This is a genomic window from Acinetobacter sp. NIOH-H-8, assembly GCF_046635365.1.
Taxonomy (GTDB): Bacteria; Pseudomonadota; Gammaproteobacteria; order Pseudomonadales; family Moraxellaceae; genus Acinetobacter.
Window position 1 is genome coordinate 59821 of record NZ_JBHDVN010000007.1, and the last position, 24499, is coordinate 84319.

The following is a 24499-nucleotide window of genomic DNA, read 5'->3' on the forward strand; positions in this document are numbered from 1 at the left end:
CTATTTACTGGACTTTGGGAGATTCTAAAGGTTTGTCCAAAGGGACATTCAGCAGGCGTAAAGATTCCTGCATCACACGGGCAAAGACAGGTGCAGATACCGTACCACCATAATAAGACCCTTGCGGATTTTCCACGACCACCACCATAGCAATACGCGGATCACTCACGGGTGCTACACCAGCAAATAAAGCACGGTATTCACTAGTTGAATAGCCTTTACGGTCGGCACGCAATTTATGCGCAGTACCAGTTTTACCTCCAACACGATAACCAGGTACGGTTGCACGGGTTGCTGTACCACCAGGCAAAGTTGCTGTTTCCATCATCAGCAGAACCTGTTCTGCGATTTGTGGATCAATCATCTGCTCGCCTTGTGGCTGTTCTTCTAACTTATATAGACTTAAAGGCACTTTCACACCTTTGTTCGCCAGCATGGCATAGGCATCAGCCAATTGCAGCACAGTCGCATTCAGACCATAACCATACGCCATGGTTGCTACTTCAGACACATTCCATTTACTTGGCGGCAGAATCAGACCGGAACTTTCGCCCGGAAATTTCACTGCGGAACGCTGACCAAAACCAAGACGTTTATAGAAAGTCGGTAAAGTTTCATACGGCAGTGATAAAGCCAATTTGGCCACACCAACGTTTGATGATTTCTGGATAATGCCACCCAGTGTCAACTGACCGTAGTTATGCGTATCACGGATGGTGTGGTTTCCGACCCGCATACTACCTGGACTCGTATTGATCACCGAATTGGCTGTATATTTCCCACTCTCCAAAGCCATCGCCACAGTTAGCGGCTTCATGGTTGAACCCGGCTCGAAGGAATCGACAGCGCCACGGTTACGCATTGCGTCTTTATTTAATAAGCCATTCTTGTCATTCGGGTTATAAGAGGGCCAAGAAGACATTGCCAGAATTTCACCGGTTTTGACGTCGACTGCAATCGCTGTTGCGGAGCGGGCATTATTGGCGACGCCTGCTGCAGTCAGTTCACGATACATAATGTACTGTAAACGTGAGTCGATACTCAGGGTAATGTTTTCACCCGGCTCGACTTCTTTAATCACTTCCGGTTCTTTAACCCGGTTGCCTTTCTTGTCACGGATAATCTGCTGTTCACCATCCTGACCGGCAAGACGGGTATTCAGCTGCATCTCCAGACCTTCGATCCCAATTCCCTCACTATTGGTCAGACCAATAATCTGGGAGTTTGGCTGGGGCTGAGGATAATAGCGCTTATAGTTTTTCTCGGTATACACACCTTGGAAATTACGCTTCATGATCAGTTCCGCCTGTTGTGGCGGCACTTCTTTTTTCAGGATCAGATAACGTGAACGTGGACGCTCTTCCATCTTTTTGCGCAATTCAGCACGATCCATGCCCACTGCATCAGCCAGCTCATCCAGATTCAGGTTTTTATCTGGGAGCTGGCGTTTCAGTTTACGGCTATTCGGCTCTTTCTGTAGTGCCAGCATGGTTTCATCATAGAGTTTTTTATTATCAAAATAGTCACGTGGGTCAATCACGATTTTCATAATCGGCGTACTGATCGCCAGCGGAATACCATTACGATCATAAATTACGCCACGCATGGCCTTGATGGTATTGGTTCGTAAAATATTGGCATTGGCTTTATTTTGCAGAAAGTCTTTATTGATAATCTGCACATAGAAAGCTCGGCCGATCAGTGTCACAAAACACAGTAGCACCACAGCCCACATGATGTAAAAACGGTTGATATAAACATTTAAGGCATTTTTCTCGGTGACGGACTGCTTTTTACGTACCGGTTGCTTCTTTCTCTTGTCTACCATGTTCGAGCGCTAGCCTTATTTTTTCTCATCTGAAGGTTGTGGTAAGGAAATCACGACACTCTGTGAAATCGGAGGTGAATACATCCTTAACTGGGTCACTGCACGGGTACCAATTTGCGCGGTCGCACCAAAGGTCTGCTGTTCAATCAGCAAACGTCCCCACTCTGCATTCAGGTCATCCCGTTCGCGCAGATAGGTACTTAGTTTGCGGTTATCCTGACGGTATTCAAAGACTTGGAAGACGACAAATACCGCACTGATGAAGACCATCAATATCAATATGAGGTAAACAATGACTTTTTTCAGCCATAATTTTTCTGTTTTTTTATCAACCACTTCAGTTTTCATGATGTGCCTATTAAGCTAAACGTTCTGCCACGCGCAGCCATGCGCTACGTGAACGAGGATTGGCTTTAACTTCCTCATCACTTGCCTTGACCCGGGCGATTTTCTTTAAACGTCGCGTATCCTTTTGTTGTTGCGGCATTCCCCAGCCTGAATCTTCTTCAAGCGTTGATTCTTTTTGAATAAACTGCTTAATCAACCGGTCTTCCAGTGAGTGGAAGCTGATCACAGCCAAACGTCCCTCTGGTTTTAAAATTTCAACCGCTTGAGGGAGGAAAGTTTCAATATCTTCTAATTCTTTATTAATAGCAATACGAATTGCCTGGAAAGTTCGGGTGGCAGCATGTTTATTTTTTTCCCATTTTGGATGGGCAACTTTCACAATTTCCGCCAGTTTGGCTGTGGTATCAATATATCCGGCAGCCTTGATCGCTTTGGCTATACGACGACTATAACGCTCTTCCCCATACTGAAAAATCACATTGGCCAGTGCTTCTTCTTCAATATCCACCAGCCATTCTGCTGCAGTCGGACCTTGCGAGTTGTCCATACGCATATCCAGCGGGCCATCTTTCATAAAGCTGAAACCGCGTTCTGCCTGATCCAGCTGCGGTGAAGACACCCCTAAGTCAGCCATCACACCATCTACACTTTCAATACCCTGCTCAGCCAGTGCCTGTTTTAAATCAGCGAAGCTGGCATGGATAATTTTAAAACGTGAATCTCCCTGTTCCAGTTCTGCGGCAACAGCCAATGCTTGCGGGTCTTTATCGAAAGCATAGACGCGTGCATTTTCATCCAATTTGGAAAGCAATAAACGTGTATGCCCACCGCGGCCAAAGGTTCCATCCACATAAATTCCCGTATTGCGACCAGCCAGTAAGGCATCAATCGTTTCGTGAAGTAATACAGAAATATGTGACATAAAAACTCAATCAATAGGGCGAAAAATTTAACTGCACATTATCACTCTGTTTAGCTAAAGCTCCAAACGACTTTTTGTAGATAAATATTAATTTCTATAGAGAAAACCGTTTTTATTTTTCGACAGCCGATAAAAAAGCCTCCATCGAGGAAGCTTTTTTATATTTTAAATTTATTTTCTAATCAACAGATTAACGCTTCGAGTTATAGATCTGGTCGAAGATTGCGCCATTCACAAAGTGAGTTTTCTGTGCATTGGCCCAGCCACCGAATACTTCATCAATCGTAAAGGTTTTAATTTTCGGGAACTGTGATGAATATTTGGCTAATACTTTCTCATTACGTGGACGGTAGAAATGTCGTGCTGCCATGTCCTGACCAAGTGGAGAGTAAAGATAGTTGATATAACCTTTAGCTAACCATTTATTGCCATTTTTATCCACTGTACGATCTACGATGGCTACAGAGGGTTCAGTCAGAATGGTCAAAGATGGATAAACGATATCAAACTTATTCTTACCTAAAGTTTTTTGCGTTACCAGAGCTTCATTTTCCCAAGTTAACAACACATCACCAATATTACGTTCAGCAAATGTGGTCATCGATGCACGTGCAGCAGAGTCCATCACTTTTACGTTTTTATAAAGCTTGCCGACAAATTCTTGAGCTTTTGCTTTGCTACCACCTGGCTGTTTCTCTGCATAACCCCAAGCTGACAGATAGACCCAACGTGGCAAACCACCAGTTTTCGGGTTCGGTGTAATAATTTCTACACCCGGCTTAGTCAGATCTTTCCAGTCTTTAATTCCTTTAGGGTTACCCTTACGTACCATGAAGACAATCGTTGAAGTATAAGGTGCAGAATTATGCGGGAACTCTTTTTGCCAGCCTGGCTGAATCTGACCAGATCTTACGATCTCTTCAATATCGTTTGCCAATGCCAAAGTAACCACATCACCTTTTAAACCGTCGACCACAGAACGGGCCTGTTTACCTGAACCGCCGTGAGACTGTTTAAAGTTCACATCAATACCGGTTCGTTTTTTCCAGTAGGCACCAAAAGATTTGTTGAATTCGTCATAGAATTCACGGGTCGCATCATAAGAAACGTTCAGGAATTCACGATCCGCGGCTTGGCTCGCAGTTGCAGTAAATGTCAGACCTGTTGCCAATAAGGCAGCACTAACCAGTGATTTTAATTGAGTTTTCATAAGAGCATCGGGAGATTATCTTCATTAGATATAACTATATGAAATAAAGTTATTTTTCGCAATTGAGCAAACAAAGTGCATACAGGGTAATATTTAGTTATTTTTTGTTTTAATTTCATGTTTTATATAATAAAAATTTCTAGATTAAAGGCTTATCCCATTTTTATAGCATTTTATGCTTTAGATATAAAAAAAACGGATAATAAATTATCCGCTTTCTCATTATGGTTCAGTAAGTAAAATTATTTACGGTTTTCCGCAGAGATCTGATCGTAGATCGCCCCATTCACAAAATGGGTTTTCTGCGCTTTTGCCCAGCCGCCAAAGACTTTATCAATAGTAAAAGTCTGGATTTTCGGGAATTGAGCTGCATGTTTCGCTGCTGCTTTGGCATCACGTGGACGGAAGTAATATTTCGCTGCCAGCTCTTGCCCTTTTGGTGAATATAAATAGTTCAGATAACCTTTGGCTAAATTACGGTTGCCATTTTTATCCACGGTCTTGTCGACAATCGCCACTGAAGGCTCAGCCAGAATAGAAATTGAAGGATAGACAATTTCATACTTATCTTTACCCAGACCTTGCGTAGCCAATAACGCTTCATTTTCCCAAGAGAGTAATACATCGCCGATTCCGCGTTCAGCAAAGGTCGTTAAGGAACCACGCGCACCTGAATCCAGTACTTTGACATTGGCATAGAGTTTTTTCACCAGTTCTTTGGCTTTAGCATCATTACCACCTGGCTGTTTCAAGGCATAACCCCAAGCCGACAGATAAATCCAGCGCGGTGCACCGCCAGTTTTTGGGTTTGGCGTAATAATTTCAACGCCTGGTTTGGTTAGGTCATTCCAGTCTTTAATCTGTTTTGGATTGCCTTTACGAACCAGAAAGACAATTGTAGAAGTATAAGGAGCCGAATTACTTGGGAACTCTTTCTGCCAGCCCTTTTCGATTAAGCCTGCATTGACGATTTCTTCGATGTCATTGCCTAGCGCCAAAGTGACGACATCGGCCTGCAAACCGTCCACCACAGAGCGTGCCTGTTTGCCTGAACCCCCATGCGACTGTTTGAAATTGACCGCTTGCCCGGTTTTCTGTTTCCAGAACTTACCAAATTCTTCATTATATTCCTGATAGAATTCACGGGTCGGGTCATAGGAAACATTGAGAAAGTCTTTAGCAGCATAGCCAGAAATGGCACTTCCGCCAAGTAATACTAAAATAGTAGAAGTTATTATCTTTTTCATGATTGGAGCTCATTGCTAATTTATCTTTATCCAGCACTATATAAATAAAAAAGTACTTAACAATCATGCGTTTATAATATTTTATCCAATCGTATTCTATTTTTGATATATATGCTCACAATTCATTTCGGATACATTTTCCCCTAAAAATTTAATATCCTGCTACAATTTAAGACAGTTCTTCACGATCTCTACACAGTTATCTGTTACAAATAGGCAACTTAAATGTGGAAATTCTGAAATTTAGTAATTTTCCACAGAGAAATATTAGTTTTTTTGTAAAAAATGTGACCTGGTTCTACTTTTTTATATCTGAATGTGATTAGATTGTAGCCAGTATTATAACAACATTTTTAACAAAACAAGATTAACCAGAGCCAAGGAGGAAGTTTGGATATGAAATTTAAAATATTCACAGCCAGCATCCTAAGTCTTATCATGCTGTTCTCGATTCAACTTGGTCATGCCGTAGTTGTAAAAACAGAGCTACCTAAAGCCTCTGTAAATGCAATTGAAGTGAAAACCTCACCAATTGAAAAAGCAATTCAGCAACATAAAGCTGATAAAAATGCTTTTCATACTGAGGATGAACTTAAAGCGCTGACTGCGTTCAAATCAAATCCGACTCAAAGCTTTTTTGCAGCTCAAAACCTGCGCTTTACCCGCTTTGTACAAAGTATTTTTTCTCCGAGCAATTCATAAGACTTAGTTTTAGTTCTCCACATTCGTTATATTTTGCTCATCCTGAAAAGCCGCATCATCCAATGTTGAATAAAGCATTAAGTGATGTGGCTTTTTCGTTATAATAGCTGCAATTTTATATTTAAGATTAGATCCGGTTATGACTGTTCGTACTCGTATTGCACCTTCTCCTACCGGTTTCCCGCATGTGGGAACTGCCTATATTGCCCTGTTCAACCTGTGTTTTGCCAAACAGCACGGTGGTGAATTCATTCTTCGTATTGAAGATACGGATCAGCTGCGCTCTACTCCTGAATCTGAAAAAATGATTCTGGACTCACTACGCTGGTTAGGCCTGAACTGGTCAGAAGGCCCAGATGTCGGTGGTCCACATGCACCGTACCGTCAGTCAGAACGAATGAGCATCTATAAAAAATACGCAGAAGAATTGGTAGATAAAGGTCATGCCTTCTACTGTTTCGCAACAGCGCAAGAACTGGATGAAATGCGTGCTGAACAGCAAGCTCGTGGTGAAACTCCACGCTACGATGGCCGCGGTCTAAAACTATCTAAAGAAGAAGTGGCACGTCGTCTGGCTGCTGGCGAACCGCATGTCATCCGTATGAAAGTGCCGACTGAAGGGGTATGTACCTTTAATGATATGCTCCGTGGTGAAGTAGAAATTCCCTGGGCGCAAGTCGACATGCAAATTCTGCTAAAAACTGATGGTCTGCCAACTTACCATCTGGCAAACGTGGTTGATGATCACCTAATGCAAATTACGCATGTGATTCGTGGTGAAGAATGGATTCCATCTGCACCGAAACATCAGTTGCTGTACAAATACTTTGGTTGGGATATGCCAGTCCTATGCCACATGCCGCTACTGCGTAATCCGGATAAATCAAAACTGTCTAAACGTAAGAACCCGACTTCAATCAACTATTATAAAGACATCGGTGTATTGCCAGAAGCGTTGCTGAACTATCTTGGCCGTATGGGCTGGTCAATGCCAGATGAGCGTGAAAAATTCACTTTGGCTGAAATGATTGAACACTTTGATATTAACCGTGTCTCTCTGGGTGGTCCAATCTTTGATGTTGAAAAACTAAACTGGTTGAATGGTCAGTGGATTAAAGCTCTCTCTCCTGCTGAACTGCTAGATACCTTACTGGCTTGGAAAGCAGACCGTGCCAAACTGGAAGAAATCGCTGCTGCAATTCAACCACGGATCAATCTGCTGTCTGAAGCAGTGAATTGGTCAGCGCATTATTTCAACCATTTCCCGACTTTGACTAAAGAACAGTTCGAAAGCAAAAAACTTTCTGAAGAACAAGTTCGTCAAAGCCTGCAATTTGCGATCTGGCGTCTGGAAAGCCTGTTCACCTGGAACAATGACACTGTCAGCCAAACACTGATGGATCTGGCGAATCAGATGGGCGTTAAATTACGTGACTTTATGCCAGCGTTCTTTATTGCGATTGCTGGTTCAACCGCTTCTACTCCAGTCATGCAGACCATGGTTACCATTGGTCCGGATCTGACTTTTGCCCGTCTGCGCCATGCACTGGAAGTGGTCGGTGGTCCTAGCAAGAAAGAAGTAAAAGCTTGGGAAAAACTGAATGAGAGTCTGAAACTGCCGAAAAATGAAGCAGTTGATCAAGCTTAATTTATTTTTTAGTTGACGGCTGAACGTTATATCCATAATATAGCGCTCACACAGACTGGGGTCATAGCTCAGTTGGTAGAGCGCTACAATGGCATTGTAGAGGTCAGGAGTTCGATCCTCCTTGACTCCACCAAATAAGTCTTGCTTTACCTGTGTATTTGCCTCATTTGTCCCTATCGTCTAGAGGCCTAGGACATCGCCCTTTCACGGCGGTAACCGGGGTTCGAATCCCCGTAGGGACGCCATATTCAAGATGGCAACATCTTAATAAAAAACCCAAGCATTGTGACTTGGGTTTTTTATTGTCTGTCTGTTTTATATTGGCGGTATTTCGGTTTTTGCGTATCTTCCGATAAAATAATCAGTAATTTAGAATTTTGGAGTTGTAATGCAATATCGTTGCCCTAAATGTCAAAGCCCAAAAATCATGCCCGTGGCTCAGCCAGGTCAACCGGCGGCGCGTCCTGTCGTGCCTAAAAGCCTGATCATGCTGGTGCCTGCCCTGTTTGTATTATTGCTATTGGTCATCATTAGCATCGCGATGTGGATTTTTGGAGATGGTGCAGGTACGACTTTACAGACCGCTACTGTGATCGTGTTTATAATCTGTCTGATCGCAGGCTTCATGTTCTATAAAGATTTACCTGATTTTAAAATTTCCATGCAGGCTTTCATGCAAAGTCAAAAAAAATGGAAATGCCGTGAATGCAATCATGAGTGGGAAATCTGATTTCTATAATTTACTCACTTTCAAAGCCGAAAAATCTTGCATGCTTATGCAAGATTTTTTTATTAGTAAAACTAAATCTCCTAACCCCTTAATATCAAAATGTCGACTAGAACAACAAAATTCATATTTCTTCCAATTTGCTTCACTTTTAAAATGAAGTTTTTTTATTTCTACTGCTTGTTTTTGCTCATTAAATACACAAAAATATCAACATGAGACTAAAAGCATGTAATTCATTACCGAAATAAAACCGCTTTATATTGTAATCTTTAGTGGATAGTTTAATTAATTATTAATAATGGCAAAGGTGAGGAATAAAAATGCTTAAACTTAAAAAAGTCATACATTTTATGTTTTCTCATGATGAGCCTACAAGTTCAGAAGTGGAGAATTCTATTTCTGAAGCAGACACCTATTATCTGGAAGCTGTACTGCTTGAAAAGCTTTACCATGTTTTAAAGCAACACCAAGCTGAACATTTTCAAATTGTGCAGCTAGAGCAGCAAGAAAATTATCAACGTAATGCTTTCTGGAACTACTTAAGTGCAGCCACGCGTGGACACGCCGAAGCGCAATATAGACTGGGTAAACACTTTCTTAAAGGTAGTCTAGGTTTAGATCAGAATTATTTTCATGCTGAAGAATGGCTGAATAAGGCTAAACAGCAAGGTCATTTAAAAGCTGCGAGGCTACTATCAAACACTTATAGCCAAATGAGTGTCCAATACTAAATAATAAAAAACCAGCCCGAAGGCTGGATTTTTTATTCGCTTTGATTAAGCACCAATTTTGCGGTATTTCTGACGCTTCGCTGCCAGATCATCGCCATATTTCTTACGGCGATACTCTTCAAACTCGGTATAGTTACCGGTGAAGAATTCTGGAGTCTCATCTTCAAATGACAAGATGTGAGTCGCAATACGGTCCAGGAACCAGCGGTCATGCGATACCACCATCACACAGCCCGGGAAGACCAGAATTGCATCTTCTAACGCACGTAAAGTTTCTACGTCCAAGTCGTTTGATGGTTCATCGAGCAGGATTACGTTCGCACCTTGTTGCAGGATTTTCGCAAGTTGTAAACGGTTACGCTCACCACCTGACAATTCACCTACACGTTTTTGCTGATCTTGGCCTTTAAAGTTAAAGCGCCCGATATAAGCACGAGATGCAATTTCGTAATCGCCTACTTTCAGGATATCCAGACCGCCAGACACTTCTTCCCAAACGGTTTTATTATCATCCAGGGTGTCACGAATCTGACCCACATAAGCAACTTTTACAGAATCACCCAAAGTCACTGTACCAGTATCGGGTTGCTGTTCGCCCGTCATCATACGGAACAATGTAGTTTTACCTGCACCGTTTGGACCTACGATACCGACAATCGCTGTTGGTGGAACTGTGAAAGACAAGTCTTTATACAGCAGTTTGTCACCAAACGATTTGCTGATCCCTTCAACTTCAACCACCTTGTTGCCCAGACGCGGACCAGGTGGAATATAGATTTCAGATGTTTCGTTACGTTGCTGGAATTCACGAGAGTTAAGCTCTTCGAAACGCTCCATACGTGCTTTGTTTTTCTTCTGCTGGCCTTTCGCATTTGAACGAACCCATTCAAGTTCTTTTTTCAATGCTTTAGCAAAAGATTCTTCCTGTTTGTTCTCTTGTTCTAAACGCGCATTTTTCTGTTCCAGCCAAGAAGAATAGTTACCTTGGTAAGGAATACCATGTCCACGGTCAAGCTCCAGAATCCACTCGGCCACGTTATCCAGGAAGTAACGGTCGTGCGTAATCGCCACGATAGTGCCCGGGAAGTCTTTCAGGAAGCGTTCCAGCCAAGATACAGATTCTGCATCCAAGTGGTTGGTTGGTTCGTCGAGAAGCAGCATGTCTGGTTTAGACAGCAGCAAACGGCACAATGCAACACGACGGCGTTCACCACCTGAAAGCATGGTTACATCTGCATCCCATGCAGGCAGATTTAATGCTGCTGCAGCCTGTTCCAGCTGGTTATTCAGGTTATGCGCATCCCAAGTCTGGATAATTGCTTCCAGTTTTTCCTGCTCTTTTGCTAGTGCATCGAAGTCTGCATCTGGATCTGCATAGTCTGCAAATACCTGATCAAGGCGTTCTAATGCATCAAGTGCTTCACGTACGCCGTCTTCAACGTTGCCACGAACGTCTTTGGTTGGATCAAGTGGTGGTTCTTGCTCGAGGTAACCGATTTTGATACCCGGTTGCGCACGTGCTTCACCAGAGAAATCTTTATCTACGCCCGCCATAATACGAAGCAAAGTAGATTTACCTGCACCGTTCAGACCAAGCACACCAATTTTTGCGCCTGGGAAAAATGATAAGGAGATATCCTTGAGGATTTCGCGCTTTGGCGGAACCATCTTGGACACTCGGTTCATCGTATAAATATATTGGGCCACGTAGGACTCCTCAATTGAAAAACCAAATGGGGAAGAAACAAACTTCCCCTGCTCAATCATGAGCGAAAAAATAATCGGCTATTATACGCAGAAAGTCTTCAAAACATAAGCCATTCACGTGAAGTTAATGCCTTGTTACAAGTTTAATCCTGTTTATTTTTCAAACAGTATTTCTGACACCTAAACTTGCATTATTTTGTTGATGCTATATCGTTAATTAAGATATTCATTTGAATAAATATGCACTTTTCTTCATATTTCAAGTGCTAATATTTGAGCAGTTTCATTACAGCTAAAAACACAAGAAGACTAACGATCATGACTTATAAAGCAGAAACTTTAGCGATTCACGCAGGCTATAGCCCGGAACTTACCACTAAAGCTGTTGCGGTTCCCATTTATCAAACCACTTCATATGCTTTTGACAATACTCAGCACGGTGCAGACCTATTTGATTTAAAAGTTCAGGGCAATATTTATACCCGCATCATGAACCCTACCACAGCGGTGCTTGAACAACGTATTGCTGCTCTGGAAGGAGGTATTGGCGCACTGGCATTGGCTTCGGGTATGGCTGCGATTACCTATGCGATTCAGACCATTGCTGAAGCGGGTGACAATATTGCTTCAGTGTCTACTTTATATGGCGGCACCTATAACCTGTTTGCGCATACGCTGCCTAAACAAGGGATTGAAGTTCGCTTCTTTGATTATCAAAACCCAGAGGCATTACGTGGCCTAATTGATGACAAAACCAAACTGGTTTTTGTGGAATCGATCGGTAATCCACTAGGTAATATCATTGATCTGGAAGCGATTTCCAAGATTGCCCATGAATATGGCGTACCAGTCATCGTCGACAATACGGTTGCCACCCCAGTCCTACAGAAATCTTTTGATTTCGGCGCCGACATCGTGGTGCATTCACTCACCAAATACATTGGCGGTCATGGTAATTCGATCGGCGGTATTATCGTGGATAGTGGCAAGTTCCCATGGGGGCAACATGCTGAACGTTTCCCTGCTCTGAATACACCTGATCCGAGTTATCATGGTGTGAATTATGTTGAAGCTTTAGGTGAAGCGGCGTATATCGCGCGTGCTCGCGTCGTACCTCTGCGTAATACCGGGGCAGCGATCAGCCCGCAAAATGTATTTTTAATTCTGCAAGGCTTGGAAACTTTGAGCCTACGTATGGAACGTCATACTGAAAATGCGCTGAAGGTTGCAGAATATTTGCAACAACATCCAAAAGTAAAATGAGTCAATTATGCCGGTCTGAAAGATCACCCGCAGCATGCTTTGGCACAAAAATATGTGAAAGGTAAACCGTCTGCCATTCTGATTTTTGGTGTAGAAGGTGGTCGTGAAGGCGGTGCCCGTTTTATCGATGCCCTGCAATTGTTCACCCGTCTGGTCAATATTGGGGATGCCAAGAGCCTCGCCTGTCATCCTGCAACCACCACCCACCGCCAGCTCAATCCTGAAGAGCTTAAATCGGCTGGTGTGAGTGAAGATATGGTTCGCTTATCGATCGGAATTGAACATATTGATGACCTGATTGCGGATCTAGAACAGTCTCTTGCAGCAGTTTAAGCGCCATTTGAAAGCAAAAAACTCCAGCAAAAATGCTGGAGTTTTTTTATTTATTTTTTGAATACAATCACTTGCTTTGTGATTTATTTTTATGATAAAAATCAATTGAAACGGCGAACACAAATAGAGCAATTACTCTAATTTTTTATTTTATTTTCAATAGTTTAATGTATAGATTTTCTTAAATAATTAGTTATCATATTAGTACTCATCTTCGCTCTTATCTCTGTTAGAGCCATCTTTGATTTTTTAATAAAAATAATTTGAACGCAGTCTTCAAATTAGGGATAACAAACGTGAAAACTAGACTACAGAAACAATTGGAAAAACGTATCGCAGGTAAAACTGTTCTCATTACAGGCGCATCCAGTGGTATAGGTTTAACGACGGCACATCAGCTGGCAGATGCTGGCGCACATGTTTTACTGGTCGCGCGTACCAAAGACACCCTAGAACAAGTAAAAAAAGAAATTGAATCCAAAGGCGGTAAAGCTTCAGTATTTCCATGTGATCTCAACAATATGGAATCCATTGATGAAGTGTCCAAACAGATTATTGCTTCAGTCGACCATATCGATATCCTGATTAACAATGCGGGTCGCTCGATTCGCCGTGCGGTGCATGAATCAGTGGATCGTTTTCATGATTTTGAACGTACCATGCAGCTAAATTATTTTGGTGCAGTACGTCTGGTGATGAATATCCTGCCGCAAATGATGATTCGCCGTGCAGGTCATATCATCAATATCAGCTCGATTGGTGTATTGGCGAATGCTACCCGCTTCTCGGCTTATGTCGCATCTAAAGCCGCACTGGATGCTTTCAGTCGCTGTCTGTCTGCAGAAGTCCATTCACATAAAATTGCGATCACTTCGATTTATATGCCTTTGGTTCGTACGCCAATGATTGCACCGACCAAGATTTATAAATATGTGCCTACCCTGTCTCCAGAACAGGCAGCCGAACTGATTGCTTATGCGATTGTGAAACGTCCGAAGAAAGTCGCAACCAATTTGGGACGTCTGGCTTCGATTACCTATGCGATTGCACCAGACATCAACAATGTCCTGATGTCGATCGGTTATAACCTGTTCCCAAGCTCTTCAGCATCAGTGGGTCAACCGCAAAAACTGAACTGGGTACAAAAGGCCTATGCACGGATCTTCCCGGGCGAGCACTGGTAATTTCTTCAAGAATATTTCGGCCGCCTAAGGGCGGCTATTTTATTTCTGCACTTTAGAGATTCAACCGCTCAGGTTTATAATCTGAATGTGCCTAACGACACATCCTGTCTTTTCAGGTACAGATTTTTGCCGCAAATGCGACGAGATCACGTACACTATGGACGGATATTTCCTATCCATCTTTTTATATTCTGATTCAATTAATGGAAACCCTTATGAACAACGTGCAATGGCTCGATGAAGTAAAATTTAACGAACAAGGTCTGATCCCTGCCATTGCCCAGCACCATCAAACTGGTCGTGTATTGATGGTCGCCTGGATGAATCGTGAAGCGCTGGCTTTAACTGCTGAAAAAAATCAGGCGGTATATTTCTCCCGTTCACGTAACAAGTTATGGCATAAGGGTGAAGAATCTGGTCATTTCCAGACTGTGCATGAAATCCGTCTGGACTGTGATGCGGACGTGATTATTTTACAGATTGAACAGCATGGTGGTATTGCCTGCCATACCGGCCGTGAATCATGTTTCTATCGTAAACTGACACCGAATGGCTGGGAAATTGTGGATGCACAAATTAAAGATCCAGCAGCAATCTATGGTGAAAAATCAACAAATCCACATACCCTTGCTATGAATGCCTCAACTGCTCAGTCTGAACAGGTTGAAGTATTGTCATACTTGGGCGAGATGATGGCAGAGCGTAAGAAAGCTGATCCGGAATCCTCTTATGTGGCCAAGCTGTACCACAAAGGCCTCAACAAGATTCTGGAAAAAGTCGGTGAAGAAAGCCTTGAAACCGTGATCGCGGCTAAAGATTTCAAAACTGAAGCCTCTGAAGACAACAAGAATGACCTGATCTATGAAGTGGCTGATCTGTGGTTCCATACCATTGTGATGCTCGGTTACTTCGACCTGGATCCACAACTGGTCCTGAATGAACTGGCACGCCGTCAGGGTCTATCCGGTCTGGTTGAAAAAGCAAATCGTCAACATTAAGTCGTGAATGAATCTACCTGTGTCTGATCTGCAAAAACCCAAAGCGACCTATGAGCAGGCAACTGCCATTGATAACGCACGTCTGGGAAAATCTTTTAAAGTCATTGCCTATGCGGGCACAGGTAAAACCACGACCCTGCAAATGATCAGTGATGCCATGCCGGAACGGCGCGGTATGTATCTGGCATTTAATAAATCGATTGCTTCTGAAGCACAGAACAAGTTTCATCGGGGTGTGGACTGCCGAACGTTTCACTCCCTGGCCTTTCGCAGTGTTCCACGTGGAGTCACGGATAAGCTACGCCTACCGCGTTTAAGTCCAAGCTTTATTGCCAAGGAATATCGTCTTGAGCCCATGACCTTGCGCCGGATGATGGGCGGACGTTATGAAAAATATGTACTGATGCCTTCGCGTCTGGCCAGTCTGGTTGCGAACGCAGTCGGCTATTTCTGCTCGACCAGTTCGCAATATCCCGCCCCCCGACATATTCAGGCACCGAGCTGGCTACACCCAGATGATATTGAAGCACTACAAAAGAAACTTTATCCCGCTGTAGAACGGCGTTGGTTAGAGTCAATTGATCCCAATCATCAGGCCGGGATTGGGCATGATATTTACCTGAAACTTTGGGCATTGTCTGAGCCCAATATTCCTGCCGACTATGTGCTGTTTGATGAAGCACAGGATGCCGACCCACTGATGCTGGGAATTTTGCTGAAACAGCGTAGCACTCAGGTCATCTATGTCGGCGATGCGCACCAGCAGATTTATGCCTGGCGTGGTGCAGTGAATGCCATGCAGCAGCTGCCATTACCTGAATCTCGTCTGACCACTTCCTTCCGTTTCGGGCCTGAAATTGCGCTGAATGCCAATGCGATTTTGGGAGCACTAAATGAAACCGTGCCCCTACTCGGTAATCCGCATTTACGTTCTAAAGTGGTCAATAAACCACATACCAAATTGCGCGATGCGATTCTATGCCGGACCAATGCGCGTGCTATGGAACTGTTACTCGCCGGCTTAGTACGTGGCGATAAAGTCAGCCTGCAAGCGGATCATGTCAAACTGAACCGTTTTGTTGATGCCGCTGCGATGCTGAAACAGGGCAAACGTGTGGTTGATGTACCTGAACTGGCCTGGTTTAATTCCTGGCATGATGTGCATGAGTACTGCGAGACCAATGAAGGTAGTGATATCAAACCTTTAGTCAAACTGGTCGATGAACATGGCACTGATCCCCTGAAAACTGCCCTCGCCAAAATCACCCCAATCGGGCAAGCAGACTACATTATCTCTACCGCGCATAAGGCCAAAGGTCTGGAATGGGATCGTGTGCATATTGAAGATGACTACCAGTTCAAGCTGAATGAGAAAGACCATAAAATTAGTGACGAAGAGTTACGTCTGCTGTACGTGGCCTGTACTCGTGCTAAAGTAAGCTTAAATATTCATCACATTTATGACCTCATTCAACAACTGAAAATCAGGATGCCACAGTCACTGCGCCAAGCCGTCGGCTAAGGTAAAACATAGATGTAAAAATCACGCTACAGGTGATCCATGCACATCGAAAAAATACAACTCAAACATGCTCTGCACTTTTCCAATATCCAGCTCGATTTTGATCTGCAAAAATCACCTGTGACTTTAATTCTGGGTGATCAGGGTTCGGGTAAAACCACCTTGCTGCGCTTAAGTTATCAGGCTTTGACCTGGTTTTCTGCACGTTTTCGTGACTTGCGTACCGCAGGTTTAAGCATGTTGGATCAGGATATCCTGCAAAACCGCCTGCAATCCAAAATTGATATCCAGGTGCGTTTTCCTGATGATTTGGGATCATTGCCTGAATCAGCACAGGGAGAAGCAGCCCCTACCCAATCCTGTTCCTGGCAGTTATATAAAACCTTAAATAGTCAGGGCATTGGCTTTGCCAAAGCGGAAACCCAGCAACTCGATGCCATGGTGAATCTCTATCAAAAGGCAAGACAACATGACCCTTTGCTCGGTCTGCCTATGGTCGCCTATTATCCGGCTGAACGCTTCGTCAATGAAATCAATATACTCAGCAAAAATAATCAGGCCATTTTTCAGACTGCGCATGCCTATGAAATTACTGCTATCCCTTTTACGACTTTTGCACGTTTCTTTGAATGGTTTCGTGAAATCAGTGATATCGAAAATGCACAAAGTGCCAAGATCATTGACCAGATTCTAGATCAGGCGCTACAGCAATCGGATGATATACAAGCAGATCAGCTGGTCCAGCAAATTGAAAAAGCTAAAGCACATATGCATACACCGAGCCTGACTGCCTTGCGTGAAGCTTTATCCATTGTACTACCAGAACTTAGCCAGATTTATCTGGACTACCAGCCCAAGCTGCAATTGATGGTGCGTTATCAGGATCACACCTTTAGCTTTCAGCAGTTGTCGAGCAGTATCCGGAACTGGATTGCACTGGTGGGAGATGTTGTACGGCGCCTTTGTCTGCTTAATCCGCACAGCTTATTTCCCTGTCAGGAAGGTACTGGCATTTTACTGATTGATGAAATTGATCATCAACTGGATCAGGACATGGTCGCCGTCATTTTACCGCGTCTGCATCAGGCGTTTCCTAACTTGCAGATTATTGTGACTGGAAACCGGCCGGAATTGCTGGAGCAGGCTCAGCATTTTCAGTGTCTAAAACTGGAAAATAAACAGTTGCATCCCATCCATCTAAATCCAATGCAGGTTCAGTATGATCATTTTTATGCAGAGTTGCCGCTTGAGATGAGCCAGAATCATTCAGAGATAGAAAAAGTTGAAGATGCACTTCAGGAACCAGAAATAGTCAACCTGACGGCTCAGTCTGTTTTGCAACTGATTCAGGAACAGCTAAGCACAGAACAGCAGCAAGAACTTTTACAACTGTTGAGTCAGGATAATTCACAAAGCCTGCCTCAATCTTCTTAAATAGCGCTGAAACAATAATGCAATTTAAAAACTAAAATCAGGATGCAAGAATAGGTTTTGATTTTCTGCATTTCTGATCAAGAAGTTATAAATTTTTATCAATAAATGCAGGGAGTTTGATCTTTATTTTCGGTCAAATTTGTACGAGATGTTCAAGCATGCACCCCATATCAAAACCAAGCTTACGTATAATCTACAAGTTCTACATAAAAACATTGATGTTGTGGTTATCCTGTAATATGATCGGTTTTACTTGCAATTTTCGTTGTAAAATCGGAATTTGCTATCGTTTATAAGTTGCGCAATACAACTGTTTTATTCTGTTTGAATATCATTCTGGCTTTCAAGATCGAGAAGTTTTGGGTCGCTCTTTGCGGTCCTGTAATCCTTGAAAGATAAAGATTCACCCTAGGTTGACCTTAACCTATATCACGACAATGGATACGAGTGTGCTGCCAATTATTATATTGTTACCGTTAGTATTAGGCACAACCCTTGTCTCGTGGCTGAAGCAATTTTCACGCGGGGTAACGGCTTTAGGAGCAATTGCCGTCAGCCTCAGCAGTTTCTTATTACTGTTGAGTCAGGCGCCTGCTGTATTTAATGGAACGGTAATTACCCAGACCTGGTCCTGGCTACCCCAGCTTGGAATCGATTTCAGTTTCCGGCTGGATGCTTTGGGCATGCTGTTTGCTCTGCTGATTAGTGGGATTGGTACCCTGATTTATATCTATGCCTATTACTATCTCAGCCCTAAAAACTCCCTGAGTAAACTGTATTTCCTGCTGATGCTGTTTATGGCAGCGATGCTCGGCATTTCATTGTCTAATAATCTTCTGATTCTCCTGATCTTTTGGGAACTCACTAGTATTTCTTCCTTCCTGCTGGTGGGTTACTGGAGCAATTACGAAGCGGCCCAACGCGGCTCACGCATGGCTCTAACCATTACCGGCATGGGCGGCTTATCTATGCTGGGTGGTTTTATTCTACTCGGACAGATTACGGGTACCTATCAGATTGACCAGATCCTGATGATGGGCGAACAGATTCAGGCGCATGCTCTATTTGTACCGACATTATTATTAATTTTACTCGGTGCTTTTACCAAAAGTGCGCAGTTCCCGTTTCACTTCTGGTTACCAAATGCGATGGCTGCACCGACGCCGGTGTCTGCCTATCTGCACTCTGCAACTATGGTTAAAGCAGGCCTGTTTTTAGTTGCACGTTTATTGCCGATTTTTGCAGGCGCGGCACTGTTCCATAATATTGTTACTTTTATCGGGTTATTTACCCTGTGTGTGGCAGCGTTCTTTGCCATCTTTAAAGAAGATCTGAAAGGTCTGTTGGCCTATTCAACTATTAGCCATTTAGGCCTGATCATGTGTCTGCTGGGTATTGGCTCACCACTAGCCGTCGCAGCAGCAATTTTCCATATCATTAACCATGCAACCTTTAAAGCTGCCTTGTTCATGATTGCCGGGATTATTGACCATGAATCCGGTACCCGGGATCTGCGAAAATTGTCTGGTCTTTGGCAAATGCTGCCTTTTACCGCAACGCTGACCATGATCACCGCCGCCTCCATGGCTGGTATTCCATTAACTAATGGTTTCTTGTCCAAAGAGATGTTCTTTACCGAACTGGTCGCAAACTTAAGTGGCCCAGTCATGGTGGGTGCAGCCATTGCAGGAACACTGGCCGGAATTTTCGCTGTCGCCTATTCGATTCGTCTGGTACATGGCGTATTTTTTGATGGTCCGTTAGGCCAGCAAGTCCCAAATAAAGATGCGCATGAGCCGCCATTCGGTATGCGTGCACCGGCTATTTTACTGGCTTTCCTGTGTATCGCAGTTGGTCTGCTACCAGGATTGCTGGTCGAAAAGATTGTAAATAGCACCACACAAGCGTCAACCCAGAATTTCGCCTTTGAAGGAGCTCACCTCGCCCTCTGGCACGGTATTAATCTGCCTTTGGTGATGAGTATTATTGCGATATTCGGCGGTGCAATTTTCTATTTTGCACTGGCCAAAGGCGGCGCAATTCGGGAAATTGATCTGGATCCGAAACTGGGCAAACTGCAAGGTCGTGTACTGTTTGATCTGTTCCTGAAAAATCTGTTACTGAATTCAAGACGTTTCCGCCGTGCGACTGAAAATGGCAAACTGCAAAGTTATATTTTGTGGACGGTGCTGTTTACCATTGGTCTGGTGGGCTATCCACTCGTCGTCAATGGGATCGACACCGGTAGCCGCGAACTGACCCATGCACCAGTTCTGGCCATCGTTCTATGGTTACTGCTGTTCTCAGCCTGCTGGATGATGCTGTGGTTCCATCATGAACGGATTAAAGCCATCCTGATCAGCGGTGCGGTCGGTCTGGTCGTCACCATGGTTTTCATTGGTTTTTCAGCACCCGATCTGGCTTTGACCCAGATTACAGTCGATGTAGTAACAACTGTTCTGCTACTGATGAGCCTGTCACTCCTGCCACAATTAACGCCTTATGAATCCAGCCCGACCCGACGCTGGCGAGATGCAGTGATTGCGGTCTGCGGGGGTCTAGGAATTGCAACGGTTGCCTGGCTAGTTATGACACGTGACCATAATTCAATTTCCTGGTTCTTCATCCAACAATCGATTCCGCTTGGTGGCGGTACAAACGTCGTCAACGTAATTCTGGTCGATTTCCGTGGTTTCGATACCTTCGGCGAGATTACCGTACTCGGGATTGCCGCAATCGGTGTACTGAGTCTAATGGACGGTATGCGTGCTCATGGCACCACTATTACCCAAGGCCTGACTTACCGTTTTAACCCCTCCCCTTTGATGCTACGAATTACTGCATCATGGATTTTACCGGTAGCACTGGTGGTGAGTCTGTATATCTTTATGCGCGGCCATAATCTTCCGGGTGGCGGTTTTATTGCCGGTCTGGTCACCTCATTGGCCTTGATCATTCAATACGTTGCCATTGGTCAGGATCATGCAGAAAAAATGCTGGGAGCTAAATCTGGACGTCTCTATGAAATCTGGATTGGTGTCGGCCTGACTATTGCAGGCCTAACCGGTATCGCAGCCTGGTTCTGGTCACGTCCATTCCTGACCAGTGCCCATATTCATGTCCATCCGCCATTACTTGGCGATATGCATTTAGCTTCGGCTGCACTATTTGATGTCGGTGTCTATGTCACCGTAGTCGGTGCGACCATGCTGATGATTTCCGTTCTGGGTGACTCCCGTCACTCAAGTATGACTGGCCCAGTACCAAGAGGATAATAGAATGATTAGTTTAGAACTTTTATTAGCCTCAGCAATTGGCCTACTCACTGCCACCGGGATCTATCTGATTCTGCGGGCACGTACCTTTCCGGTGGTCCTCGGACTGGCCATGATTGGTTATGCAGTGAACCTGTTTTTATTTGCCATGGGCCGTATTCAGATGAATTCACCTGCAGTACTCACCGAAGCCACGCAGGTCACCGATCCTTTACCTCAGGCCTTGGTTTTAACCGCAATTGTAATCGGTTTTGCCACCACCGCCTTTATTGTACAGCTGGCCTTACGTAGCCGTTATGAATCAGGAACAGATCACGTTGATTCCAAAGAAGAGATACCGCAACATGACCCACGTGAGGATGAGCCGTAATGACTGATCTTCTCAACTTCTTGAATCAACACACCCCTATTTTCAGTATTCTTTTACCGGCTTTTACTGCCTTTATTCTAGTACTGTTGGGTAACCCGGGTTCCGGTTCTCTGATTACCGACTGGCGTCAGCCGTGGCGTCGTGGTGTGAGTCATATTTCGACCCTATTGGGTCTGATTATGGCGATTGGCTACCTGATCAATAGCAGCCAAGGGCAAATTAATGTCTACACTTTAAGTGAATGGGCTGCCCCTTTTGGTATTGTGCTGGTCCTGGACCAGCTCTCTGCCTTGATGCTGGTACTGACCTATACACTCGCTTTGCCAATCGTTTGGTATGCCAGCAAAGAATGGGATATTCGCGGGCGCTATTTCCACGCCATGGTCCATTTTCTATTAATGGGGCTTAGTGGTGCCTTTCTGACCGGTGACTTGTTTAACCTGTTCGTGTTCTTCGAGATCCTGTTAATGGCATCCTATGTTCTACTTTTGCATGGGCAAGGCAAGGCACGCTTCCAGCTCGGTGTACATTATGTGGCTATTAACCTGCTCGCTTCTGCCATGTTCCTGATCGGGCTCGGCATGATTTATGGCAGTGTCGGCAGTCTGAATATGGCTGATGTTGCCCGCCTAATGCCAACTTTGGCAGGAGATGAGCATAAGCTGGCCGTTGCGGGCGGACTGATGCTATTTGTGGTGTTCGGGATCAAGGCAGCCATGTTACCGGTAGGCCTGTGGCTTCCTAAAACGTATGCTGTGGCAACTACTCCGGTGGCTGCCCTGTTTACCATCATGACCAAAGTCGGGATCTACGCGATTATCCGGGTCAATGGTACTGTATTTGATGATGAATACAGTCATCAGATCCTGATGAACTGTCTGCTGATAATTGGGGTGATTACCTCACTGTATGGCGCATTTGGTGCCATTGGGACTGAACGTTTACGCCGTTTCGTCGGCTTTATGATTCTGTCTTCGGTCGGCACCATTCTGATTGCGATTGCCATGAATAGCACCCAGGCTTGGGCAGGTGCCTTGTACTATATGGTGCACAGTACCCTGATTGGCGCAGCGTTTTATATCCTATGTGGCTGGATTACCTCACAGCGCGGTGAGTTTAAAGACCATTTTAAAATTGCCCCACAGATGAAACAGAATACTTTGGTTTCCATCGTATATTTCATCATTGCCTTGATGATGGCCGGCTTACCACCTTTCAGCGGCTTCTTCGGCAAGGTGTTTATTCTGCAAGCTTCAGGACAGTCTGAGCATCAAATGCTGATTATCTTTACGGTTCTACTGGTCAGCTTACTGAGTATTCTGGCTTTTACCCGGGTCGGTTTTATTCTGTTCTGGCGTTCAAGCCGACCGGAACAGGATGAAAATTCTGAAGAATTTAGCAAGTATGAAGCCTTACCAAGCAAGGCACCAGCACGAAATGACAGGGTTATTTATCTGTTATTGCTCAGTCTGACAGCCTACGTGGTTTTTGCTGCACCGATCTATCAATATAATTATCAGACCGCAGCACAGATTAAAACCAATCCGATTTATGAAGCAGCATTATTAAAACGTGATGCTGAAGGTAAGTTTATTAGTGTGCAGCCATTTGATCCGGGTTATTTACCAGAAACCAAATACGGTGGTGAAACGCCTGATCCAAATGCGCATCTGATTCCTTATGTCATTTCAGAAAATACCTTAAATGGCGACCATATTTCTGAATTTAAACAGCGTCAGATTGATAAACAGTATATTGAACAGAACAAATACGACGACAATCAACTTAAACCGGCGGAGGGACTTTAATGGCTAAATCATTACTTCAACGCTGGTTCCCTCATCCTTTCGTTTCCGTGATTGTGGCGATGAGCTGGGTCATGCTGGCCCATAATATGGAAGCCGGCACAGTGCTCATGGCACTATTTCTGGCCATCTTGATTCCGCGAATGGTCGCCCCTTTCATTGATTACACGCCGAATATCCGGTGGATCCCGGCGATGCGCCTGTTTTGGATCGTTGTTTGGGACATCATTGTCGCTAATATTAAAGTCGCGATTTTAGTACTGGGACCGACCAAAAATCTGCATCCAAAATGGTTTCGTGTTCCTCTGGATACCGAGCATGAAGAAGTGAATACTTTGCTGGCAATGATTATTACCACCACACCAGGTACAGTCTCTGCGGGGATTGATCAGGATCGTGGCGATATTCTGGTGCATGCCTTAAGCACGGATGATGAAGAGGCCGAAATTGAAACCATCAAACAGCGCTATGAACAACCATTGATTAAAATTTTTAGCGCACAATCAGGAGCTGAAGCATGACCATTCTGCCATATGCATTGCTGATTTGTCTGGGTGCTGTCACGATCTCCATGTTGCTGTGTCTGATCCGGCTGGTCATGGGCCCATCAATCGTCGACCGTTTGCTGGCACTGGACACTCTATTTTTAAATGCAACCTGTCTGGTGGTGATTCTGGGAATCTACTGGAGCAGTACTTTCATGTTTGAAGGTGCCTTACTAGTGGCCATGTTAGGTTTTGTCTCTACCGCTGCCCTTGCCCGCTATTTCACCACTGGCCATGTCATCGACTAGGAGTTCTTAAATGCCTTTGATTTTAGAAATACTAGTTTCGATTTTTTTATTGATTGGCGCGTTCTTTATGCTGGTGGGCGGTATTGGGATGATACGTCTACCCGATCTGTTTATGCGTCTGCATGCACCGACCAAATCCAGTACCTTAGGCTTAGGAAGCTTCCTGATCGCTTCTATTATTTTTTCAGCCATCTATGGCCGTTTAGGTTTTGCCGAAGTACTGATTACCCTATTTGCCTTCATTACTGCACCGGTATCTGCCAACCTGATGGCACAAGCCGCCTTGCATTTACGTTTACGCTCGATGAGTGGTGAAGTGCCAGAAACTCTGGAACGTCCATTGCCTTGGCAGAAAACCCGCCGTCGTGCATTTTATGAAAAGAAAATGAATGATCAAGACTCAAGTAATAGTTAGCCAGTTCTACTTAAAAGTTCAGTAATAAAAAAGC

Annotated in this window: 20 protein-coding genes, 2 tRNA genes and 1 pseudogene; 17 read left to right on the plus strand and 6 right to left on the minus strand. The window is 44.2% G+C overall.

Annotated elements, in window-relative coordinates:
• Positions 1 to 4 precede the first annotated feature (4 nt).
• The 5 genes from ftsI to ACEWB7_RS05040 all read right to left on the minus strand — a co-directional run bounded on the left by ftsI (position 5) and on the right by ACEWB7_RS05040 (position 5555).
• A complete protein-coding gene (gene ftsI / locus ACEWB7_RS05020; RefSeq protein WP_034702203.1) occupies positions 5 to 1828 on the minus strand; it encodes a penicillin-binding protein PBP3 in 1824 nt (607 codons plus the stop codon).
• 15 nt (positions 1829 to 1843) lie between these two features.
• Positions 1844 to 2176: a cell division protein FtsL gene (ftsL, locus tag ACEWB7_RS05025; RefSeq protein WP_034702206.1), complete on the minus strand. Its 333-nt coding sequence runs from the start codon at positions 2174 to 2176 to the stop codon at positions 1844 to 1846.
• Between the two features lie 10 nt (positions 2177 to 2186).
• On the minus strand, positions 2187 to 3098 hold the full coding sequence (gene rsmH / locus ACEWB7_RS05030; RefSeq protein ID WP_034702209.1) for a 16S rRNA (cytosine(1402)-N(4))-methyltransferase RsmH: 912 nt from the start codon (positions 3096 to 3098) through the stop codon (positions 2187 to 2189).
• Between the two features lie 190 nt (positions 3099 to 3288).
• Positions 3289 to 4308: a sulfate ABC transporter substrate-binding protein gene (locus tag ACEWB7_RS05035; RefSeq protein WP_004787154.1), complete on the minus strand. Its 1020-nt coding sequence runs from the start codon at positions 4306 to 4308 to the stop codon at positions 3289 to 3291.
• 242 nt (positions 4309 to 4550) lie between these two features.
• The gene (locus tag ACEWB7_RS05040; RefSeq protein WP_411580476.1) at positions 4551 to 5555 is read right to left on the minus strand and encodes a sulfate ABC transporter substrate-binding protein; all 1005 of its coding nucleotides are present in this window, start codon (positions 5553 to 5555) and stop codon (positions 4551 to 4553) included.
• 396 nt (positions 5556 to 5951) lie between these two features.
• Between ACEWB7_RS05040 and ACEWB7_RS05045 the strand changes: the two genes are divergently transcribed.
• From ACEWB7_RS05045 to ACEWB7_RS05070, 6 genes are all read left to right on the plus strand, one after another.
• Positions 5952 to 6257, plus strand: coding sequence for a hypothetical protein (locus tag ACEWB7_RS05045; protein ID WP_005233572.1), 306 nt, complete (start codon positions 5952 to 5954; stop codon positions 6255 to 6257).
• Positions 6258 to 6396: 139 nt separating this feature from the next.
• Positions 6397 to 7905 (plus strand): glutamate--tRNA ligase, encoded by a 1509-nt coding sequence (gene gltX / locus ACEWB7_RS05050; RefSeq protein ID WP_262737953.1) that lies wholly within the window; start codon positions 6397 to 6399, stop codon positions 7903 to 7905.
• A gap of 57 nt (positions 7906 to 7962) precedes the next feature.
• Positions 7963 to 8038 (plus strand) — tRNA-Ala (locus ACEWB7_RS05055).
• Between the two features lie 36 nt (positions 8039 to 8074).
• Positions 8075 to 8150, plus strand: a tRNA-Glu gene (locus tag ACEWB7_RS05060).
• 143 nt (positions 8151 to 8293) lie between these two features.
• The gene (locus ACEWB7_RS05065) at positions 8294 to 8635 is read left to right on the plus strand and encodes a hypothetical protein (RefSeq protein WP_004787163.1); all 342 of its coding nucleotides are present in this window, start codon (positions 8294 to 8296) and stop codon (positions 8633 to 8635) included.
• 320 nt (positions 8636 to 8955) lie between these two features.
• Positions 8956 to 9366, plus strand: a complete 411-nt coding sequence (locus tag ACEWB7_RS05070; protein WP_125278893.1) for an SEL1-like repeat protein — start codon at positions 8956 to 8958, stop codon at positions 9364 to 9366.
• Positions 9367 to 9411: 45 nt separating this feature from the next.
• On the opposite strand, the gene ettA is transcribed toward ACEWB7_RS05070, so the two are convergent.
• Complete coding sequence (gene ettA, locus ACEWB7_RS05075; RefSeq protein WP_005233568.1) at positions 9412 to 11073, minus strand: energy-dependent translational throttle protein EttA; 1662 nt, start codon at positions 11071 to 11073, stop codon at positions 9412 to 9414.
• Between the two features lie 318 nt (positions 11074 to 11391).
• Between ettA and ACEWB7_RS05080 the strand changes: the two are divergent.
• The 11 genes and pseudogenes from ACEWB7_RS05080 (at position 11392) to ACEWB7_RS05130 (ending at position 24465) form a co-directional block, all read left to right on the plus strand.
• A pseudogene (locus tag ACEWB7_RS05080) lies at positions 11392 to 12669 on the plus strand (O-acetylhomoserine aminocarboxypropyltransferase/cysteine synthase family protein).
• Between the two features lie 296 nt (positions 12670 to 12965).
• Positions 12966 to 13853 carry an SDR family NAD(P)-dependent oxidoreductase gene (locus ACEWB7_RS05085; RefSeq protein WP_166136366.1) on the plus strand — a complete coding sequence of 296 codons (888 nt, stop codon included), beginning with the start codon at positions 12966 to 12968 and terminating at the stop codon, positions 13851 to 13853.
• Positions 13854 to 14068: 215 nt separating this feature from the next.
• Positions 14069 to 14851 (plus strand): bifunctional phosphoribosyl-AMP cyclohydrolase/phosphoribosyl-ATP diphosphatase HisIE, encoded by a 783-nt coding sequence (hisIE, locus tag ACEWB7_RS05090; RefSeq protein WP_262737955.1) that lies wholly within the window; start codon positions 14069 to 14071, stop codon positions 14849 to 14851.
• A 19-nt stretch (positions 14852 to 14870) separates the two neighbouring features.
• Positions 14871 to 16373 carry an AAA family ATPase gene (locus ACEWB7_RS05095; protein WP_262737956.1) on the plus strand — a complete coding sequence of 501 codons (1503 nt, stop codon included), beginning with the start codon at positions 14871 to 14873 and terminating at the stop codon, positions 16371 to 16373.
• 39 nt (positions 16374 to 16412) lie between these two features.
• Positions 16413 to 17807, plus strand: a complete 1395-nt coding sequence (locus ACEWB7_RS05100) for an AAA family ATPase (RefSeq protein ID WP_262737957.1) — start codon at positions 16413 to 16415, stop codon at positions 17805 to 17807.
• A gap of 437 nt (positions 17808 to 18244) precedes the next feature.
• Positions 18245 to 21082: a monovalent cation/H+ antiporter subunit A gene (locus ACEWB7_RS05105; RefSeq protein ID WP_262737958.1), complete on the plus strand. Its 2838-nt coding sequence runs from the start codon at positions 18245 to 18247 to the stop codon at positions 21080 to 21082.
• A 4-nt stretch (positions 21083 to 21086) separates the two neighbouring features.
• Positions 21087 to 21452 carry a Na+/H+ antiporter subunit C gene (locus ACEWB7_RS05110; protein WP_004787185.1) on the plus strand — a complete coding sequence of 122 codons (366 nt, stop codon included), beginning with the start codon at positions 21087 to 21089 and terminating at the stop codon, positions 21450 to 21452.
• A complete protein-coding gene (locus ACEWB7_RS05115) occupies positions 21452 to 23260 on the plus strand; it encodes a monovalent cation/H+ antiporter subunit D (RefSeq protein ID WP_180013387.1) in 1809 nt (602 codons plus the stop codon). Before ACEWB7_RS05110 ends, ACEWB7_RS05115 begins: the two co-directional genes overlap by 1 nt.
• Positions 23260 to 23778: a Na+/H+ antiporter subunit E gene (locus ACEWB7_RS05120; RefSeq protein ID WP_180025455.1), complete on the plus strand. Its 519-nt coding sequence runs from the start codon at positions 23260 to 23262 to the stop codon at positions 23776 to 23778. The genes ACEWB7_RS05115 and ACEWB7_RS05120 overlap by 1 nt, the downstream gene beginning before the upstream one ends.
• Entirely contained in the window at positions 23775 to 24050 is a 276-nt protein-coding gene (locus ACEWB7_RS05125) for a monovalent cation/H+ antiporter subunit F (RefSeq protein ID WP_004787192.1), read from the plus strand. Before ACEWB7_RS05120 ends, ACEWB7_RS05125 begins: the two co-directional genes overlap by 4 nt.
• Positions 24051 to 24060: 10 nt before the next feature.
• On the plus strand, positions 24061 to 24465 hold the full coding sequence (locus tag ACEWB7_RS05130) for a Na+/H+ antiporter subunit G (protein ID WP_175966277.1): 405 nt from the start codon (positions 24061 to 24063) through the stop codon (positions 24463 to 24465).
• Positions 24466 to 24499 lie beyond the last annotated feature (34 nt).

Bases quoted from the DNA above. Each gene is read 5' to 3' on its own strand.
- ftsI (WP_034702203.1), bottom strand. From the start codon at position 1,828: ATGGTAGACAAGAGAAAGAAGCAACCGGTACGTAAAAAGCAGTCCGTC.
- ACEWB7_RS05100 (WP_262737957.1), top strand. From the start codon at position 16,413: ATGCACATCGAAAAAATACAACTCAAACATGCTCTGCACTTTTCCAAT.
- ACEWB7_RS05040 (WP_411580476.1), bottom strand. From the start codon at position 5,555: ATGAAAAAGATAATAACTTCTACTATTTTAGTATTACTTGGCGGAAGT.
- ACEWB7_RS05110 (WP_004787185.1), top strand. From the start codon at position 21,087: ATGATTAGTTTAGAACTTTTATTAGCCTCAGCAATTGGCCTACTCACT.
- ACEWB7_RS05035 (WP_004787154.1), bottom strand. From the start codon at position 4,308: ATGAAAACTCAATTAAAATCACTGGTTAGTGCTGCCTTATTGGCAACA.
- ACEWB7_RS05125 (WP_004787192.1), top strand. From the start codon at position 23,775: ATGACCATTCTGCCATATGCATTGCTGATTTGTCTGGGTGCTGTCACG.
- ACEWB7_RS05130 (WP_175966277.1), top strand. From the start codon at position 24,061: ATGCCTTTGATTTTAGAAATACTAGTTTCGATTTTTTTATTGATTGGC.
- ftsL (WP_034702206.1), bottom strand. From the start codon at position 2,176: ATGAAAACTGAAGTGGTTGATAAAAAAACAGAAAAATTATGGCTGAAA.
- ACEWB7_RS05045 (WP_005233572.1), top strand. From the start codon at position 5,952: ATGAAATTTAAAATATTCACAGCCAGCATCCTAAGTCTTATCATGCTG.
- ACEWB7_RS05120 (WP_180025455.1), top strand. From the start codon at position 23,260: ATGGCTAAATCATTACTTCAACGCTGGTTCCCTCATCCTTTCGTTTCC.
- ACEWB7_RS05065 (WP_004787163.1), top strand. From the start codon at position 8,294: ATGCAATATCGTTGCCCTAAATGTCAAAGCCCAAAAATCATGCCCGTG.
- rsmH (WP_034702209.1), bottom strand. From the start codon at position 3,098: ATGTCACATATTTCTGTATTACTTCACGAAACGATTGATGCCTTACTG.
- ACEWB7_RS05115 (WP_180013387.1), top strand. From the start codon at position 21,452: ATGACTGATCTTCTCAACTTCTTGAATCAACACACCCCTATTTTCAGT.
- ACEWB7_RS05070 (WP_125278893.1), top strand. From the start codon at position 8,956: ATGCTTAAACTTAAAAAAGTCATACATTTTATGTTTTCTCATGATGAG.
- hisIE (WP_262737955.1), top strand. From the start codon at position 14,069: ATGAACAACGTGCAATGGCTCGATGAAGTAAAATTTAACGAACAAGGT.
- gltX (WP_262737953.1), top strand. From the start codon at position 6,397: ATGACTGTTCGTACTCGTATTGCACCTTCTCCTACCGGTTTCCCGCAT.
- ACEWB7_RS05105 (WP_262737958.1), top strand. From the start codon at position 18,245: ATGGATACGAGTGTGCTGCCAATTATTATATTGTTACCGTTAGTATTA.